The following is a 14,943-nucleotide window of genomic DNA, read 5'->3' on the forward strand; positions in this document are numbered from 1 at the left end:
GCATTCGCTGTGTGCTCGTTGGCGCGTGCGGCTACGATCCTGCGTATGACACGCACTCGCATTACCGCGGTCGCTCTAGCGGCCGCGCTCGCGCTCTCTGGGATTCAGGTCGCCGAGGCGCCGTCCGGTATAGCCCAGCCCGCGCAACCAGCCGCAAATCAAGCATCCGAAAAGAACGCCCGCCTCGCCGCCCAGGCCATCGAAGAACTCATCAACGAATACCGGGAAGCAAACGGCCTCAACCGCTTGGTCACGCACGAGGTGTACGACGCCAAAGCACTCGGGTGGTCCCAGCAGATGGTTAAGGATCTGCGTAACCCTCAGTTCGGCGAACCGGTGTTCAAGAATGGTGTCCGGGTGAATGACGGCGCGTTCCGCCATTCGAACCGGGAAGATTGGGGGTACTCGGGCGAGAATATTGTGTTCAGCGGCCCCTACGCCGATTCTGAGGAGGCTTGGAGGAGGGCCGCCTCGGAACTCTTCGAGGATTGGCGCAACTCCCCAGACCACAACGCAAACATGCTTTCACCCGTTTATCAGGGGGTGGGTCTGGGGCTCGTCCGTACGGCACGCGGTGAGATCTGGGCTACCACGATGTTCTTCATCGACGACACTCCGGTTGTCACAGATGACGGGCAGAGTGGGCAGGCGGAGCGGGATGACGCGACCGAGGCTGCCATCGCGAGCGGCGCCCCGTTCTACGTACCGGCGGGGGCCCGCGCCCGCCTCGGTGTCCCGGGTGTTCCAAACCCTACCGACACCAGAAATCACACGGTGAGCCTGGCTGTCTCCTTCGAGGGCGGCGAGACCGGGACGGTGGTGCCGCAGGCAAAGGGGGAGGGGCAGGTCACGCACACCTGGGATAAGACGAAAGGGGCCCCGGCGGGGTTGGACCCCCTGGTAACGGGGCAGAAGATTGGGGCCGCGCCCCCTGCAACCACAACCACGCAGAAGGTGCCCCCGAGCGCAAAGCCGTCCACCACAACGTCAACCAGCCCTACGCAGTCGAAGCCCGCAACGCCGCCGAGCTCCGCCCCCACGGTCCCCTCGAAGCCCACGTCGCCAACGCCGACAACGTCAACCAACGCGTCGACGACGACGCCGCCGACGCAGAACCCCTCGCCCGCCAATCCGCCCGCGGGTAACGGGGGCGGGGGATCGAGCAGTGTGGGAATCGTGATCGGTGTGGTGCTCGCGCTGCTCGCGGTTGTGGGCGCGGCCGCGGTGGCGATGCCCATGGTTATGCCGGGTGGGGGGAGGTAGGTGGGAAGGGGGCGTCGATAAGCACGATGCCCCAAAACGCAACCGTTTTCAATAGCGAATGCCTGTGCTGGGGCTGTGAGCTGGGAGAATGCGAGCGTTACGCAAAGTTCACGTAAATGCTGCTTTCTGGAAAGTTCGTGGGAATAGCTTGCCTATCGGTTTAAAAACCAGATACGTCTTCTCGCAGAAAGAGTTCTCATGCGCTTCTCCCACAAGGCAGCAACCGCCATGGTCAGCGTTTCCGCGCTGGCCATGGCCAACCTGCCCACCGCTCTCGCCGCCTCGGCGGAGCAGAGCTTCAACGGAAAAGAGTCCTGCATCACCATCGACTCGCAGGGCACCGTGCGCGCGCCGCAGCCCGGCGACTGCACCCAGTTTGGCAAGGGCGGCCAGGGCAACACCGACGCCCAGGCCCGCAACGTCATCTTCATCCTCGGCGACGGCATGGGCCACCAGGAAATCACCGCGGCCCGCAACTACCTCAAGGGCGCGAACGGCCGCTTCGAGGGTCTGGACGAGCTGACCGCGTCCGGCGCGTACACCACCTTCGCCGTGGGCAAGGACGGCAAGCGCCAGTACGTGACCGACTCGGCGGCCTCCGCAACCGGCTGGTCCGCGGGCGTGAAGACCTACAACGGCGCGCTGTCCGTGGATATCAAGGGCAAGCCGCACGAGAACCTCATCGAGATGGCCAAGAACGCCGGCATGCGCACCGGCAACGTCTCCACCGCGGAGATCCAGGACGCAACCCCGGGTGCGATGGGCTCGCACATCTCGCAGCGCGGGTACTACGCACCGTCTGGTACCTCGAAGCCGGTCAAGGGCAAGGAGGCGCGCGAGAACGGCGGCCTGGGCTCCATCTCCGAGCAGCTGATCGACACCCGCGCGGACGTCACGCTCGGCGGCGGCCGTAAGTACTTCAACGCCGCTGTTGTTGAGGGCGGCGAGAACCGTAACCCGTTCCTGACCGAGAAGAACGACGGCGGCGCTGCGTGGGCGGCCGGCAAGTCGGTCCGCGAGAACGCGGTGGCCAAGGGCTTCACCGTGGTGGACGACAAGGCCGGCCTGGAGGGCATTACCAAGGCCGACCAGAAGCACCCGGTGCTGGGCCTGTTCAACGACGGCAACATGACCCGCCGCTACGAGCGCACCGTGCCGGTGAAGACCGACGGCACCACCGCGCCGGAGACCTGCACGCCGCGAAACACCGGCAACGAGCCGACCGCCGCGGAGATGACCAAGAAGGCCATCGAGCTGCTGGACGACAAGAACGCCGAGAAGGGCTTCTTCCTGCAGGTTGAGTCCGCCTCCATTGACAAGGCTGACCACGACGCAGACGCCTGCGGCATGATCGGCGAGACCGAGCAGATCGACGAAGTGATCAAGGAAGCGCTCGACTTTGCCAAGCAGGACGGCGACACCCTCATCGTGGTTACCGCGGACCACGCGCACACCGCCGAGATCGTGCCGGACGGCGAGCCGTCCGTCTCCGCCGTGACCCGCCTGAAGACCCCCAAGGACGGCGGTTCCGTGATGTCCGTGGCCTTCGGCACGCTTGCGTGGCAGGACAAGGATGGCAATGACACCTTCGATGCCAAGCAGGTGGGCGACCCCTTTGATAACAAGAACTTCTCCATGCAGCACACCGGCACCCAGGTGCGCATTGCAGGTTTCGGCCCGGGCTCCGAGAACGTCAACGGCCAGCTGGACCAGACCGATGCCTTCTACGTGATGGCCAACGCGCTGGGCCTCAACGGCGGCACCAAGGGTGGCCAGGAGCCGTGGGAGATTACCAAGGGCAGCAAGGTGATGTCGCTGGCTAATCGTCGAGAAGCAAAGGGCTCTGGCGAGCTGTGCTACCTGGTCACCCCGGGCGAGGCCCCGAAGGTGGGCGAGTGCGCCCAGTTCGGTACTGAGGGCCAGCAGGTGGACAAGGCGAAGGCCAAGAACGTGGTGGTGCTGATCGGCGACGGCACCGGCGACTCCGAGATCACCGCCGCCCGCAACTACCTCAAGGGCTCCGCCGGCCGCTTCGAGGGCCTGGACAACCTGGACTACACCGGCTACCAGACCACCTGGGCGCTGGATAAGGAGACCGGCCTGCCCAACTACGTCACCGACTCCGCGGCGTCCGGCACCGGCTGGAACTCCGGTGTGAAGACGTACAACGGCGCCCTCGGCGTGGACAACGCCGGTAAGCCGGTGCCCACCATGGGTGAGCTGGCCAAGGCCAACGGCATGAAGATCGGCAACGTCACCACCGCCGAGATCCAGGATGCCACCCCGGCCGCGTTTGCCGTGCACTCCCAGAAGCGCTCCTACTACGCGCCGTCCGGCGACAAGAAGGTGGTCGGCGCGGAGGACGCCCGCGAGAACGGCGGCCTCGGCTCCATCTCCGAGCAGTTGGTAGACCTGCGCGCCGACGTGACCCTGGGCGGCGGCCGCAAGTACTTCGACGCCGAGGTGGTCAAGGGCGGCAACTGGGATCAGACCACCTGGACCGCCGGCAAGTCCGTGCTGGAGAACGCGAAAGACAACAACTACCAGGTTGTCACCACCGCGTCCGAGCTGAACGGCATCACCGAGGCGAGCGCCGACAAACCGGTGCTGGGCTTGTTCTCCGAGGGCAACATGCCGCGCGTGCTGAACCAGACCATCCCGACCACCGACGCTGAAAAAGCCACAGCCACCTGCGAGGCCAACCCCGAGTTCACCGCCGAGACCCCGCGCCTGGCAGCCATGACCACCAAGGCGCTCGAGCTGCTGCAGAATGACAAGGGCTTCCTGCTCCAGGTCGAGTCCGCCTCCCCGGACAAGGCCGACCACCAGGCGGACGCCTGCGGCCTGATCGGCGAGGTTGGCCAGCTGGACGAGGCCGTGCAGGCCGTGCAGCAGTGGGTGAAGGAAACCGGCGAGGAGACCCTGATCATCGCCACCGCGGACCACGCCCACACCGCGCAGATCACCTACAACGACGCGGCGACCGCCGGCCGCACCACCAAGCTGACCACCGCCGACGGCTCCGACATGACGGTGAACTTCGCCACCTCCAAGACCAACCAGGACAAGGACGCCCTCGGCGGCCAGGAGCACACCGGTGCCCAGCTGCGCGTCGCCGCCTCCGGCCCGGGTGCTGCGAACATCACCGGCCAGATCGACCAGACCGACATCTTCTTCGCCGTGAACAACGCGCTCGGCATCGACGCCCTGAACACCAACGGCGCCGTTGACCTGGGCACCAAGTGGGAGAAGGAGCAGCCGGCGCAGGCCACCGGTTCCTCCGCCTCCAGCATCATCCTCTGGATCCTCGCGGGCCTGACCGGGCTGGTCAGCCTGTTCAGCCTCATCGCGCTGATCTTCCCGTTCCAGGTGGATGCGCTCCTCGGCCCCATCGCGGGTTCGAGCAAGCGCTAGTTTTCGCACCTGCTTCGCGCCTGCTTGTCGACGCACCCTGTGCAGCCCCCAGCCGCACAGGGTGCGTTCCGGCTTTTGGGGGGCGGCTGGCTTTGGGCGCCGGCGTACAGTGGCCGGCATGGCTACATTTCTTTCGTTTCCTGTTTCGCGCAAGTTCACCGCCGCGGTTGGCGCCGCCGCCTTCGCCCTGGCCGGCGCCGCCGCCTGCTCCAACTCCGAGTCCGCTGATGAGACGGAGACCGTGACCATGTCCAGCGAGGCCGCCGCACACGACCACGGGGACCACGGGGGCCACGCGGGCCACGACCACCCCGCGGACGGCGGCCCCGCCCCCGCCGGCATCGCCGAGGCCGCGAGCCCGAAGTACCCGGTGGGTACCGAGGTGACGCTCACCGCCGACCACATGCCCGGCATGGACGGCGCAAACGCCACCATCTCCGGCGCGTACGACACCATCGCGTACGCCATCGACTACACGCCCACCACGGGCGGCGCGCCGGTGCTGGACCACAAGTGGGTGGTGCAGGAGGAGCTTCGGGACGCTGGGACGCAGCGGCTTGCCGACGGCACCGTGAAGCAGGTCCTCGCCGACCACATGCAGGGCATGGAGGGCGCCGAGGCCACCATCGCCTCCTCCACCGACGAGACCGTCTACATGGTGGACATCGATGACCCGGACATGCAGATGAAGCGCCACAAGTGGGTCGTGGAGAGCGAGATCCAACCCCGCTCCTAGCCCCGCGGCCCGCCGGCCAGCGGGACCGCCCAACGCGAAACCCGCCAGCGGCGGTGCCACTGGCGGGTGTGTTGGTCGGGATAACAGGATTTGAACCTGCGACCTCTTCGTCCCGAACGAAGCGCGCTACCAAGCTGCGCCATATCCCGGCTGTGCCTTGGGCGATCGCCCTCGGTACTCGAAACAGCCTACCCCCGCGGGGCAGCCGCGCCAAAACGGCAGGTGAGCGGGCTCAACGCGGACCCTACCCGCGCTACTCGGCGCGCTCGGTGACGCGCAGCAGCGTCGCGGCGGGCGGGCAGAAGAGGCGCACGGGCGCGTACTTGGACTGGCCCAGGCCCTGGGAGACCTCCATCCACATCCGGCCGTAGCGGTGGAGGCCGGAGGCGCGCCGGCGGTCAATGTCCGCGTTGGTCACAATCGCCTTTCCGCCGGGGAGGCGGATCTGCCCGCCGTGGGTGTGGCCGGCGAGCGCCAGCTGGTAGCCGTCGGCTTCGAAGGCGTCGAGCACCCGCCGGTACGGGGCGTGGAGCAGGGCGATGGACAGGTCCGCGTCCCGGTTTGGCGCGCCGGCTACCTGCGCGTACTCGTCAAGCTGGTGGTGCGGGTCGTCCACGCCCGCCAGGGCGAGGCGCACGCCGGAGGCCTTGAACTCCAGGCGCTGGTGCGTGGCGTCTCGCCAGCCGCGCTCGATGAAGGCGGCGCGCATGCCCTGCCAGGGCAAGTCCACGTAGCTCGGCTCGCGCTTGGTGCCGGTGAGGTACTTCAGTGGGTTGACGGGCCGCGGCGCCCAGTAGTCGTTGGTGCCGAAGACGAAGGCGCCGGGGCGGTCGAGCAATGGCCCGAGCGCGTCGAGCGCCCACGGCACCGCCTGCTCGTCGGAGAGGTTATCCCCGGTGTTGATCACCAGGTCGGGATCGAGCGCGTCGAGGGAGGAGACGAACTCCACCTTGCGACGCTGCCCCGGGATCATGTGCAGGTCGCTCACGTGCAGGATGTCGAAGCTGCGCTTGCCCGTCTTCGCGCGCCGCAGGGTGCCGGGCTGCAGCAGCGGCAGCTCGTACTCCTGGAGGTGGAAGTTGCGGGTTTGGAGGTTGGCCCAGGTGAGCGTCGACAAGCAAAAGGCCCCAAACAGCGTGCGCAACTTCATTTGGCTAACTGTATACGCTGGGTGCCATGAGTGAATTGAAGGACAAAATCCGCGCGGACCTGAAGGAAGCCATGAAGGCGAAGGAGAAGGAGCGCACCGGCACCATCCGCATGCTGCTGGCCGCGATCCAGACCGCCGAGACCGAGGGCACCAAGCACGAGGTGGACGACGCGGAGATTCAGAAGATCATCGCCCGCGAGATCAAGAAGCGCCGCGAGTCCGCCGAGATCTACCAGAGCAACGGGCGCGAGGACCTCGCCTCGCAGGAGCTCACCGAGGCCGGGATCCTCGAGGGGTACCAGCCCACGCAGCTCACGGACGAGGAGCTTGCTTCGCTTGTCGACGCAACCGTAGCCGACCTCAACGCCTCATCCATGGCGCAGATGGGCGCCGTGATGAAGGAGGTCACCGCCCGCGCCGATGGCCGCGCCGACGGCAAGCGCCTCTCCGCGGCCGTGAAGGCGCGCCTGGGACAGTAGCGGCGAGCTCCGGCTGGTAGCAGCTGGTAGCGGCTAGTTCAGCAGGCCGGAGAGGCCGTCCGCCATGTCCCCGAACTGGCGGCCGATTTCGCGCAAGTCAACCGGCGTGGTGGGGGCGGCCCGTCTCTTTTACACCCCTGACGCCGCCGGCGGACGTCCCGGGCCGGGCGCCCACCGAGCGCACACGGCGTAGGTCGGCGGCCGGGGTGAGTTGTGTAAAGGAGACGGGGCCGTGGCAGTGCCCGTCGCGGTGCCCGCGGTGGTGGGGGCGGCGGTGCCGGTGCCGTCGGAAATGTTCAGCGTGATCACCGAGCCGCGCGAAAGGTTCGGGTCGCTCGGAACCGCCGAGACCACCGTGCCGGCCGGGGAGCCCGCGCCGTAGACGGTGACCACGGTGACGGTGAAGCCCTGCGCCTCGAGCGAGGACTTGGCGGACCACTGGTTCATGCCGATCGTCTCATCCAGCACGCCGCGCCGGGTGCCGCGGTTGTACTCGTACGTCGAGGGCGGCAGACCCGTGTACGCCGCGCCGGGCACGTTCAGGGCGGCCTGGAACCAGGTGGAGGCGGCCTCGTCGCCGCCGTAGAGGTTGCCCTGCGGGCACTGGCGCACGGGGGCGGAACACAGCGGGGCCTGCTGGGTGCCGTCGTTGAAGATGTAGGACGCCGCCGACATGCCGCGGGTGAAGCCGAGGAACGCGGTGGACTGGTGGGATTCAGTGGTGCCCGTCTTGGCCGCCACCGGGGCAGTCCACCCGGCCGCGCCGGCTGCCTTGGCCGCGGTGCCGTTGACCGCGTCCTGCGCCATGCCGTTGGCAAGTGCGGCGGCGATCTCCGGGTCTATGGCCTGCTCGCACGCGGGGCGCTTGAGGTAGACCTCCTGGCCGTGCTTGTCCTTGACGCTGACGATGGGCGTGGGCTCGCACCACCGGCCGCCGGAGGCCAGGGTAGCGCCCACGTTGGACAGCTCCAGGTCGTTCACGGCGAGGGGCCCGAGGGTAAAGGCGCCCATGTTCTCCTCCTTCGCCGCGGTGGCGATGGAGCGGCCGTCGCCGAAGCTGTTCTCGTCCAGGTAGGAGCGAAGCCCCGGGCGCACCGCCAAGTCCACGGTGTAGGACACCCCCACCTGCTGGATCAGCTCGATGAAGGTGGTGTTGGGGGACTGCGCCAGGGCATCGCGCAGCGTCATGCGCGGGGCGTACACGCCGGCGTTTTCCACGCAGTACGCGTCCGGCGGGCAGTTCTCGGCGCCGCCCTTACCCATGCCGTAGACCACCGAGCGGGTGGGCACCTCCAGCATGGTGTCTAGGCCGTAGCCCTGCTCGAGCGCGGCCGCCGCGGTGAACACCTTGAACACGGAGCCCGCACCGTTGCCCACCACGGACGCCGGCTGGGGCAGGATGGTCTGGCTCTGGTCCAGGTCCAGCCCGTAGTAGCGCGAGGAGGCCATGGCCGTGATCGGGCGGGTGTCCTCGCCGGGCTGGATCACGTTGAGCACCTGCGCCACGCCGGGGGTGGTGGGCGCCACGAAGCTGCGCACGGCCGCGATGGTGGAGGCCTGCACATCCGGGTCCAGGGTGGTGGTGATGGTGTAGGAACCGTGCTTGATGTCCTCTTGGCTCAGGCCCTTGTCCGCCAGGTAGCGCAGCACGTAGTCGCAGAAGAAGCCGTTATCGCCCGCCGTGATGCAGCCCTGGGGCAGCAGGTTCGGCTTCTCCAGCACGCCCAGCGGCGCGCCCGCGTAGCGGTCCGCCTCCTCCTGCGGGAGGTAGCCCTCCGCCGCCATGTTGTTGAGCACCGTGTTGCGGCGCTGCGTCGCGCCCTCCGGGTTGGTGTAGGGGTTGAGCCACTCCACGGACTGCAGCAGGCCCACCAGCAGCGCCGCCTGCGCCGGGTCGAGGTTGGCGGCCGGCTTGTCAAAGTAGGTGCGCGCGGCGGCCTCGATGCCGAAGGCGTGGTTACCAAAGCTGACCAGGTTGAGGTAGCGGGTGAGGATCTGGTCCTTGTCCAGCGTCTTGTCCAGGTCCGAGGCCATGCGCATCTCCCGCAGCTTGCGGGGGATGGACTGCTCGGTGGCCGCCTGGGCCTCCTCGTCATTCTCCGCGTCGATGAGCCACAGGTAGTTCTTCACGTACTGCTGGTTGATGGTGGACGCGCCCTGCTCCACGCCGCCGGCCAACACGTTGGTGACCATCGCGCGGGCGAAGCCCTGCATGTCCACGCCCTCGTGCTCGTAGAAGCGGCGGTCCTCGGTGGAGACGAGCGCGTGCTTGACGTGCTCCGAAATCTGGTTGCTCTCCACCTCGTAGCGGCGCTGGCTGAAGATCCGCGCCATGGGCGTGCCGTTCACGTCGGTGATGGTGGTTACGCCGGGTACGTCGCCCCCGGACATGTCCGAGAGGTTGGACTGCATCGTCTCGTCCGTGCGGGCGACCGCGTAGCCCCCCAGCCCCGCGAGGGGGGCGATACACAGCGTGATAGCGAGCGCGGCGGCCAGCAGCGCGAGCAGCAATTTCCCGAGGGAACGTAGGGCAGACACCCCCTTACAGTAAAGGATCTGCCCGTGGTGGGTGAATCGAAAACTCCCCTGAATTTGTGATCCATTCGACAGTAATGGGAGGCTGTGAATACACTTACAAGTGCAACGTGATCCGGAAAAGAGGCACACCATGACCACTACGCTTGGACGACCAACCCCCGCAGAAACCCCGTCGACCGCCCGCAAGTGCAACTCCTCCGGCACCCTTGTATTTGACCGCGGTGACTGGGTGACCAGGGCAAGCTGCCGCACCGGCGACCCGGACGCCCTCTTCGTTCGCGGTGCCGAGCAGCGCAAGGCCGCCGTGGTGTGCCGCCGCTGCCCGGTGCAGATCGAGTGCTGCGCCGATGCGCTGGATAACAAGGTGGAGTTCGGTGTGTGGGGCGGGCTCACCGAGCGCCAGCGCCGCGCGGTGCTGCGCAAGAACCCGGACGTGACCGACTGGGCCGCGTACCTCTCCGCCGGCAACGAGATCGAGGGCCTCTAACGCCGCATAACCCCGCCGCCGGTGGCGCGCGCCGCGGTAGGGTGGTGCCCATGAAGAAATGGGAATACGCCACCGTTCCGCTGCTCACCCACGCAACCAAGCAGATCCTCGACACCTGGGGCGAGGACGGCTGGGAGCTGGTCACCGTGACCCCGGGCCCGAACCCGGACAACGTGGTCGCGTACCTCAAGCGCGAGGCCGAGTAGGCCGTGGCGGAGCAGCACGGCGGCCAGTGGTCCGCGAAACTGGGCCAGCTGGGGATCGAGCTGCCGCCGGTGGCCGCCCCGGTTGCCGCCTACGTGCCGGCAGTTCGCGCCGGTGACCAGGTGTGGACATCCGGCCAGCTGCCGTTCGTCGACGGCGCGCTGCCCGCCACCGGCAAGGTGGGCGCCGAGGTGTCCGCCGAGGACGCGCAGCGCCTCGCCCGCACCGCGGCGCTCAACGCAATTGCCGCGGTGGATGATCTGGTGGGCATTGACAACGTGGCCCGCGTGCTGAAGGTTGTGGGCTTTGTGGCTTCCGACGCATCTTTCACCGGCCAGCCCGCCGTGGTGAACGGCGCATCCGAGCTGATCGGGGAGATCTTCGGCGAGGCCGGGCGCCACGCTCGCTCCGCCGTGGGCGTGGCGGTGCTCCCGCTGGACAGCCCTGTGGAGATCGAGCTGGTAGTGGAGCTCACATCGGGGGCTGGGCAGCCGGCCAACGCGGTAGGGTAGGGGGTATGAAACACCCCGCCTACAGTCAACTGCGCCCGGTGACGGCATCCGCCGCTGTCGTCCTGGCGCCCAACCCGAGCTACGCGGCGCTTGAGGGGACGAACTCCTGGGTGATCCGGGATCCGGAGGACGAGTACAGCATCGTCGTGGATCCGGGACCGGAGGATGAGGGCCACCTCAACGTGCTGCAGTCCAAGGCTGAAAAAGTGGCGCTGATCCTGCTCACCCACCGCCACCACGACCATGCTGACGGCGCAGAGCGCTTCCGCCAGCTCACGGGCGCGCCGGTGCGCGCCTTCGACCCCCAGTACTGCAGCGGGGCTGAGCCGCTTGTGAGCGGTGAGCTGATCAGCGTCGATGGCGTTACCCCGACGCTGAAGGTGGTGCACACGCCGGGCCACACCGCTGACTCGGTGTCCTTTTACGTCTACTCCGGCCAGCCGGGGGAGAGCGAGCTGGAGGGCATCATCACTGGCGACACCATCGCGGGCCGCCACACCACCATGATCTCCGAGACGGACGGTGACGTGGGCGCCTACCTGGAGACGCTGGCGAAGCTCGAGGAGGACGGCCGAGGCGTGATGTTGCTGCCGGGCCACGGCCCGGAGGGCGAAGACCTTTCGGCGTACGCGCGCAAGTACATCGACCGCCGCAACCAGCGCCTGGACCAGATCCGCGAGGCGCTGGCCACCCACGGCCAGGACGCGGACATCAACACCCTGGTCGACGCGATCTACGACGACGTGGACCCGGTGCTGCGCGGCGCCGCTGAACAGTCCACCCGCGTGGCGCTGCGCTACCTGCAGAACCAGGGCTAGGAGCCTACGGCAGCGCCGGCGGCGGGGAACTCCCCGCCGCCGGCGTTTTTGGTGTGCCGCTTCCGCCTAGCGCGCGCGGCGGGCCAGGTGCTCGGTGTCCACGATGAGCACGCTCTTGCCCTCCAGGCGGATCCATCCGCGGTGGGCAAAGGTGGCCAGCGCCTTGTTCACGGTCTCGCGGGACGCGCCCACCAGCTGGGCGATCTCCTCCTGGGTGAGGTCGTGGTTCACGCGCAGGGCGCCGCCCTCCTGGGTGCCGAAGCGGTTGGCCAACTGCAGCAGTGTTTTGGCCACGCGGCCGGGGACATCGGTGAAGATGAGGTCCGCCAGGGACGCGTTGGTGCGGCGCAGGCGGCGGGCGAGGACGCGCAGGAGCTGCTGGGAGATCTCCGGATGCTGGTCAATCCACTGCTTGAGCAGGGTGGAGTCCATGGTGGCGGCTGTGACCTCGGTGACGCAGACGGCCGAGGAGGTGCGCGGGCCCGGGTCGAAGATGGACAGCTCGCCGAACATGTCGGACGGGCCCATCACGGACAGGAGGTTCTCGCGTCCGTCCGGCGCGTGGCGGGCGAGCTTCACCTTGCCGTCGACGATGATGTAGAGGCGGTCACCCGGCTCGCCCTCGTCGAAGATCGTGGTTCCGCGTGGGAACGTGACCGTCTCCATGTCCTGGATCAACTCGGACACTGCATCGGGATCGACCCCCTGGAAAATGCCCGCTCGGGCAAGGGTCTGCTGCACGCCGTCCATAAAACCTCCTCGAATCTCCCGGCTCAGCGCCGGATGCGAATGTCCCAGCCGCGGCCCTACGCGTGGTAACGCTCACTCCGGGGGAGTGTTTGCGGGTTTGTCACACCCGCGCTTTCCCCCGTGAGACTACCATCACCGCTGCAGGCGCGTGGTTGTCCCGCTGCTGCTACGCCGACGCCCCGCCGCCCACAGCCGAGCCCACCGCTGAACCGGCAGCAGGGCCCACCACAGAACCCAACACGGGGCCCACCACGGACCGCTCCATGCGCTCCATCGCTACGGTGAACAGGCCGAGGCCGAGGGGCGCGAGGATCGCGAGCAGAAACGTCATACCAACCATGGTAGCGGTCACGGGGCCGAAGCGGGAAGGAAACGGGTGGCTAGCATGTCCCGTATGACGTCGACAAGCAAAAGCTCCCACCGGCGGCCCGGCGCGCACCCGGCGGCGAAGGGCACGGAGACGCGGTTAGGGCTCGTGCGGCGGGCGCGGCGCGTGAACCGCACGCTGGCGCAGACCTACCCAAACGCGCACGCTGAGCTCGACTTTTCAAACCCGCTGGAGCTCCTGGTGGCTACGGTGCTTTCCGCGCAGACAACCGACGCGCGGGTGAACATGGTTACCCCGGCGTTATTTGCCGCGTACCCCTCGGCGCAGGCGTACGCGTCGGCCAACCAGGCGGAGGTGGAGGAGATCATCCGCTCCACCGGCTTCTTCCGCTCCAAGGCCGGCAACCTCATCGGGCTGGGCCAGGCGCTGGTGGCCGACCACGGCGGCGAGGTGCCCGTGGAGATCGACGCGCTGGTGAAGCTGCCCGGCGTCGGCCGCAAGACAGCGCACGTGGTGCGCGGCAACGCCTTCGGCCTGCCGGGGCTCACCGTGGACACGCACTTCCAACGGCTGAGCAAGCGCCTCGGGCTGACGCAGGAGACCGACCCGGTGAAAATTGAGCGGGCGGTGGGCGAGCTGATAGAGAAGCGGGAATGGACGATGTTCTCCCATCGCATCATCTTCCACGGCCGTCGCGTCTGCCACGCGCGCAAGGCGGCGTGCGGGGCCTGCCCGATCGCGTGGGACTGCCCCAGCTTCGGGCTGGTGGGGCCGGCGGAGCCCGAGGAGGCGGCCAAGCTGGTCACGGGGCCGGAGCGCGGGCACATCCTGGACATGGTCGGGCTCGGCGGCGCGGCGGCGCAGGACGGGGCTGAGGCGTAGGTGGACAGGAAATCGAAGCGGATGGCAATCGCCGGGGTCGCGGCGGCGGTGCTGCTGACCGCGGCGGTGATCGCCGGGGCGGTGGTGCTGTTGCGCGGCGGCGGCGCGGGCGCGGGGAGCGGCGCTGAGGGTGTGGACCCGAGCGCTGCCTCGAGCGCGGCCTCGAGCGCCGCCTCGAGCGCGGCCGAGATTCCCGGCGCCGAGCTGCGGCCCGACTGCCCCGGCGCAGGCGTGGGCGGCGTGGAGCTGCCGTGCTTGGGCGGGGAAACCGGTGCTGAGGGCGCTGCGGGTGGAGCGGGCGTGACGCTGGTGAGCCTGTGGGCCTGGTGGTGCGTGCCGTGCCGCGAGGAGCTGCCGCTGCTGCAGGCCTACGCCGACGCCCACCCGGACGTGCAGGTGGTGGGCGTGCACGCGGACGCCAACGCCGCGGCCGGAGTGGCGCTGCTCAATGACCTCGGCGTGCGCCTGCCTAGCTACCAGGACTCTCACGGCGCCTTCGCGGGCCAGCTCGGCCTTCCCGGCGTGGTGCCGATTCTGTTGGTGTACCGCGGCGGCGAGCAGGTTGGGGTGTTCGCGAGGCCGTTTGCGTCGGCAAGCGAGCTCGAAACTGCTGTGGCGGGGGTGCTGTAGGTGGAGAGCGCGCAGGACGTGGCGCTGCGCCCGGCGGCGGCGCCGGCGTGGATGCGGCCGCTGCTCGGGGCGCTGGAGGGTGACGCGGTGAGCCCGGGCGGCGCGGCGCGCGTGCGCCGGATGCTGAACGGGCGCCTGCCCAGGAGCGCCTCGCGCGACGAGGCCGCCGTGCTCATCTTTTTCACCGGCGACCCGCACGCGCGTGAGCTGCCGGCTGACGCCGCAGTGCTGGTCACCCACCGCCACCCCGACATGCGCAGCCACTCGGGGCAGATGGCGTTTCCTGGCGGCCGCATCGACCCGGGCGATGCCGGGCCCGTGGACGCCGCCCTGCGCGAGGCAACCGAGGAGACAGGGCTAGAGCGCGGCCGGGTCGTGCCGCTGGCGGTGCTGGACGCCGTGACCACCGGCGGGTCCGCGCGCCGCGTGCGCCCGGTGGTGGCGTACGCGTCGGACCCGGGCCCCGTCCACCCCGCGAGCGAGGACGAGACGGACGACGTGTTCTTCGTGCCGGTGGCAGACCTCGCAGCCCCCGCCAACCGGCTCAGCGTGCGTTGGCGCGGCTGGACCGGGCCCGCGTTCTGGGCTGGCGGCTACCTCATCTGGGGTTTCACCGGCGTGCTCCTTGCGGTGCTCCTCGAGCTTGGGGGCTGGGCATTGCTTGTCGACGCCCCCGTGCACGACCTCGCCGATTCCCTCGCGCGTTCCCGCAACAACGAGCGCCACGGGTAGCATGAGCCGGAACATCGGTA

Annotated in this window: 15 protein-coding genes and 1 tRNA gene; 11 read left to right on the forward strand and 5 right to left on the reverse strand. The window is 68.6% G+C overall.

Annotated elements, in window-relative coordinates; translation table 11 throughout:
- Positions 1–45 precede the first annotated feature (45 nt).
- The 3 genes from BN4252_RS07890 (at position 46) to BN4252_RS07900 (ending at position 5,413) form a co-directional block, all read left to right on the forward strand.
- Positions 46–1,263, forward strand: coding sequence for a CAP domain-containing protein (locus BN4252_RS07890; protein ID WP_066528698.1), 1,218 nt, complete (start codon positions 46–48; stop codon positions 1,261–1,263).
- Between the two features lie 198 nt (positions 1,264–1,461).
- Positions 1,462–4,677: an alkaline phosphatase gene (locus BN4252_RS07895; protein ID WP_066528707.1), complete on the forward strand. Its 3,216-nt coding sequence runs from the start codon at positions 1,462–1,464 to the stop codon at positions 4,675–4,677.
- Between the two features lie 118 nt (positions 4,678–4,795).
- A complete protein-coding gene (locus BN4252_RS07900; RefSeq protein ID WP_066528714.1) occupies positions 4,796–5,413 on the forward strand; it encodes a YdhK family protein in 618 nt (205 codons plus the stop codon).
- A 72-nt stretch (positions 5,414–5,485) separates the two neighbouring features.
- On the opposite strand, the gene BN4252_RS07905 is transcribed toward BN4252_RS07900, so the two are convergent.
- Positions 5,486–5,562 (reverse strand) — tRNA-Pro (locus BN4252_RS07905).
- 104 nt (positions 5,563–5,666) lie between these two features.
- Positions 5,667–6,563, reverse strand: coding sequence for a metallophosphoesterase (locus BN4252_RS07910; RefSeq protein WP_066528718.1), 897 nt, complete (start codon positions 6,561–6,563; stop codon positions 5,667–5,669).
- Between the two features lie 26 nt (positions 6,564–6,589).
- Here BN4252_RS07910 and BN4252_RS07915 point away from each other — a divergent pair, with 26 nt between their 5' ends.
- Positions 6,590–7,042 (forward strand): GatB/YqeY domain-containing protein, encoded by a 453-nt coding sequence (locus BN4252_RS07915; protein ID WP_066528721.1) that lies wholly within the window; start codon positions 6,590–6,592, stop codon positions 7,040–7,042.
- Positions 7,043–7,171: 129 nt separating this feature from the next.
- On the opposite strand, the gene BN4252_RS07920 is transcribed toward BN4252_RS07915, so the two are convergent.
- A complete protein-coding gene (locus BN4252_RS07920) occupies positions 7,172–9,580 on the reverse strand; it encodes a transglycosylase domain-containing protein (protein ID WP_078056836.1) in 2,409 nt (802 codons plus the stop codon).
- Between the two features lie 130 nt (positions 9,581–9,710).
- On the opposite strand from BN4252_RS07920, the gene BN4252_RS07925 reads away from it, so the two are divergent.
- Genes BN4252_RS07925 through BN4252_RS07940 form a run of 4 tightly spaced genes read left to right on the forward strand, consistent with a single transcriptional unit; the run spans position 9,711 to position 11,601 of the window.
- Positions 9,711–10,067, forward strand: coding sequence for a WhiB family transcriptional regulator (locus tag BN4252_RS07925; protein WP_066528725.1), 357 nt, complete (start codon positions 9,711–9,713; stop codon positions 10,065–10,067).
- Between the two features lie 50 nt (positions 10,068–10,117).
- Entirely contained in the window at positions 10,118–10,273 is a 156-nt protein-coding gene (locus BN4252_RS07930; protein WP_096877789.1) for a DUF4177 domain-containing protein, read from the forward strand.
- A 3-nt stretch (positions 10,274–10,276) separates the two neighbouring features.
- Positions 10,277–10,783: a RidA family protein gene (locus BN4252_RS07935; protein ID WP_066528728.1), complete on the forward strand. Its 507-nt coding sequence runs from the start codon at positions 10,277–10,279 to the stop codon at positions 10,781–10,783.
- Positions 10,784–10,788: 5 nt separating this feature from the next.
- On the forward strand, positions 10,789–11,601 hold the full coding sequence (locus BN4252_RS07940) for an MBL fold metallo-hydrolase (RefSeq protein ID WP_066528731.1): 813 nt from the start codon (positions 10,789–10,791) through the stop codon (positions 11,599–11,601).
- Between the two features lie 66 nt (positions 11,602–11,667).
- On the opposite strand, the gene glxR is transcribed toward BN4252_RS07940, so the two are convergent.
- A complete protein-coding gene (gene glxR, locus BN4252_RS07945) occupies positions 11,668–12,351 on the reverse strand; it encodes a CRP-like cAMP-activated global transcriptional regulator GlxR (protein ID WP_066528739.1) in 684 nt (227 codons plus the stop codon).
- A 166-nt stretch (positions 12,352–12,517) separates the two neighbouring features.
- Positions 12,518–12,682: a hypothetical protein gene (locus tag BN4252_RS11195; protein WP_154670157.1), complete on the reverse strand. Its 165-nt coding sequence runs from the start codon at positions 12,680–12,682 to the stop codon at positions 12,518–12,520.
- Positions 12,683–12,745: 63 nt separating this feature from the next.
- Here BN4252_RS11195 and nth point away from each other — a divergent pair, with 63 nt between their 5' ends.
- Genes nth through BN4252_RS07960 form a run of 3 tightly spaced genes read left to right on the forward strand, consistent with a single transcriptional unit; the run spans position 12,746 to position 14,923 of the window.
- Positions 12,746–13,561 (forward strand): endonuclease III, encoded by an 816-nt coding sequence (nth, locus tag BN4252_RS07950; RefSeq protein WP_078056837.1) that lies wholly within the window; start codon positions 12,746–12,748, stop codon positions 13,559–13,561.
- A gap of 21 nt (positions 13,562–13,582) precedes the next feature.
- On the forward strand, positions 13,583–14,191 hold the full coding sequence (locus tag BN4252_RS07955; RefSeq protein ID WP_066528749.1) for a TlpA family protein disulfide reductase: 609 nt from the start codon (positions 13,583–13,585) through the stop codon (positions 14,189–14,191).
- Entirely contained in the window at positions 14,192–14,923 is a 732-nt protein-coding gene (locus BN4252_RS07960) for an NUDIX hydrolase (protein ID WP_230208608.1), read from the forward strand.
- Positions 14,924–14,943 lie beyond the last annotated feature (20 nt).

The organism is Corynebacterium bouchesdurhonense (assembly GCF_900078305.2).
GTDB classification, from domain to species: Bacteria; Actinomycetota; Actinomycetes; order Mycobacteriales; family Mycobacteriaceae; genus Corynebacterium; species Corynebacterium bouchesdurhonense.

What these genes read in the sequence shown, in the direction of transcription:
- BN4252_RS07900 (WP_066528714.1), top strand. Translation starts at nt 4,796, where the DNA reads ATGGCTACATTTCTTTCGTTTCCTGTTTCGCGCAAGTTCACCGCCGCG.
- BN4252_RS07925 (WP_066528725.1), top strand. Translation starts at nt 9,711, where the DNA reads ATGACCACTACGCTTGGACGACCAACCCCCGCAGAAACCCCGTCGACC.
- BN4252_RS07940 (WP_066528731.1), top strand. Translation starts at nt 10,789, where the DNA reads ATGAAACACCCCGCCTACAGTCAACTGCGCCCGGTGACGGCATCCGCC.
- BN4252_RS07930 (WP_096877789.1), top strand. Translation starts at nt 10,118, where the DNA reads ATGAAGAAATGGGAATACGCCACCGTTCCGCTGCTCACCCACGCAACC.
- BN4252_RS07895 (WP_066528707.1), top strand. Translation starts at nt 1,462, where the DNA reads ATGCGCTTCTCCCACAAGGCAGCAACCGCCATGGTCAGCGTTTCCGCG.
- BN4252_RS07910 (WP_066528718.1), bottom strand. Translation starts at nt 6,563, where the DNA reads ATGAAGTTGCGCACGCTGTTTGGGGCCTTTTGCTTGTCGACGCTCACC.
- BN4252_RS07890 (WP_066528698.1), top strand. Translation starts at nt 46, where the DNA reads ATGACACGCACTCGCATTACCGCGGTCGCTCTAGCGGCCGCGCTCGCG.
- nth (WP_078056837.1), top strand. Translation starts at nt 12,746, where the DNA reads ATGACGTCGACAAGCAAAAGCTCCCACCGGCGGCCCGGCGCGCACCCG.
- BN4252_RS07915 (WP_066528721.1), top strand. Translation starts at nt 6,590, where the DNA reads ATGAGTGAATTGAAGGACAAAATCCGCGCGGACCTGAAGGAAGCCATG.
- BN4252_RS11195 (WP_154670157.1), bottom strand. Translation starts at nt 12,682, where the DNA reads ATGACGTTTCTGCTCGCGATCCTCGCGCCCCTCGGCCTCGGCCTGTTC.
- BN4252_RS07955 (WP_066528749.1), top strand. Translation starts at nt 13,583, where the DNA reads ATGGCAATCGCCGGGGTCGCGGCGGCGGTGCTGCTGACCGCGGCGGTG.
- glxR (WP_066528739.1), bottom strand. Translation starts at nt 12,351, where the DNA reads ATGGACGGCGTGCAGCAGACCCTTGCCCGAGCGGGCATTTTCCAGGGG.